This is a genomic window from Blautia sp. AF32-4BH (assembly GCF_003460565.1).
GTDB classification, from domain to species: domain Bacteria; phylum Bacillota; class Clostridia; order Lachnospirales; family Lachnospiraceae; genus Fusicatenibacter; species Fusicatenibacter saccharivorans.
In genome coordinates, this window is sequence record NZ_QTVL01000040.1 from 1 (window position 1) to 1977 (window position 1977).

The following is a 1977-nucleotide window of genomic DNA, read 5'->3' on the forward strand; positions in this document are numbered from 1 at the left end:
CTCCAAAATCGGCTCCACCAGCTCCGGGGCGGCTCTGGCTGCTGCCGTTCCGGCTCTGCCGGAACTACGCAATCCTCTGATTTTCTTCATGTTCTGTACCTCTTTCGTAAATTCCGATTCATAATGTAAGAGTAAGGTCTATCCGGCCTTGCTCTTTTCTTTTAAAATGGAGATATGGTCTGACGAAATTTCCGATTGGGACATCACGCCCGCAGACAAATGTGTCAGCCAGCCTCCATTTGTTGCTCACTTTTCGTATTCAAATTGTACCATAAAACTTGTGAACAGTTCTACCGCAACTTTGGACTATATGAGAAAAGTCCGAACAGTTTTCTGCCCGGACTTCCTCGCTCAATCATAAATCAATTCCGCTTTCACAATCTCCTCTGCCTGTGCCTTGCAAGCGTTCATCTGCCGCACCCATTCCATTTGATTATCGGCTTTCAGTTGCTCAGTCACACCGTTTTGCTCTGCCAGTGACCGCACGATCAGCTCCATGCGGTTTCGTGCCGCTTCGTCAATCTCGGCACAATGTTCAAAGAGCTTGTCGGATAGCACCAGTTCATTGAACAGTATCGGGCGGTGCATTTCCAGATACGCCTTGCGAAGTCTGCCGTAGTGTCCGATGGGCTTGGTCTTGCGGATAACGATGTTCGGGATAGGATAATCGCCGTTCTGTGTGTAAGTGATATTCATGCTGATTGTACTCCTTTCATTGGCTCTCTCTGCGGTAAGCTGCTGACAGGGACGAACACGCCCTTTGCAATGTCCTCCGCACGAATGGCGGCTTTCTTAGCTTCAATTTCTGCCTTTTTCCGCTTCTTGATTTTGTCCTCGTATCGCTTCTGCGCTCCGCTGGCTTTCCGCTTCAAGTAGTTCTGATGAAGCCTGTCCTTGCGTTCCTCACGCTTGCGGATTTCCTCTAATTCCTCCGGGGTAAGCTCCGCTTCTCCAAACGCCGGGGGAACGAATCGCCCAACAAAATTGAAGTAAATCTCGACCTCCTGTGTGGTCTGTATACTGCCTTTACGGTCACGCTCATGCACAAGGATTTTCTCGATAAACTCGTTGAGCATAGCAATGGTCAGCTTGTCGAAGTTCTCATACTTGTCAATCAGAGCGATAAAACGATCAGCGTCCTTTTCGTGCTTCTCATAGCTCTTGACAGCCTTTTCCAGAACAGAGATTTCAGCGGTAAGCTCGGACTGTTCCTTTTCGTATTGAGCGTCCAGAGTGGCGTATCTGCTGTCGGACAGCTTGCCTAAAATGTTGTCCTCATAGATTTTGCAGAGCAGGACTTCCAGCTCGGAAACTCTCTGCTTTGCTGTGGCAAGGCGTGTACGCTGTTTCCTGACCTCTGTGGTCTGCTGGCTGGATTGCGCTTCCTGCACCACACGGACAAACTCGGCTCGGTCATGCTTGGCATACTCGGCAATGGCTTTCAGCATTTCAGAGACAAGGGACAGTACCACATCTTCATTGATACGGTGCTGGGTCTTGCAGAGCTTTCCAACTGGGACTTTGCTGTATTGGGAACAGGTATATTGAGAAATGCGCTTGCCGTTGTTGGTGCGGTGGACATACATCTTGCCGCCGCAATCGGCACAATAGAGCAAGCCCGTGAGGGGAGCTGCTTCGCCCCAGCCGTCCGGGTAGCGTCTGACATTTCCACGGATTTTCTGCACAAGGTCAAAGGTCTGCTGGTCAATGATAGGCTCATGGGTATTCTCAAAAATTGTCCATTCGTCCTCCGGGACATAATGGCTTTTCTTGTCCTTGAAGTGCTTTCGGGTCTTGAAATTGATGGTGTGTCCCAGATATTCACGCTTTTCAAGAATGTTGCAGATGGTGGAAGAACCCCAGCCGTACACATCTTTGAAAGTCTTGTTTTTGTTCACGCCCTCGCTGTGCTGGGCAAGGTAAGCGGACGGAATGAGGACTTTTTCTTCTTTCAGCTTGCTGGCGATCTGATACGGA

Annotated in this window: 2 protein-coding genes; both read right to left on the minus strand. The window is 49.6% G+C overall.

Annotated elements, in window-relative coordinates:
- Positions 1-351: 351 nt before the first annotated feature.
- Positions 352-696 (minus strand): TnpV protein, encoded by a 345-nt coding sequence (locus tag DWZ44_RS17985; protein ID WP_117805439.1) that lies wholly within the window; start codon positions 694-696, stop codon positions 352-354.
- The coding region (locus tag DWZ44_RS17990) for a DUF4368 domain-containing protein (protein ID WP_243002169.1) at positions 693-1977 on the minus strand (1285 nt) is incomplete at its 5' end. The genes DWZ44_RS17990 and DWZ44_RS17985, both read right to left, overlap by 4 nt.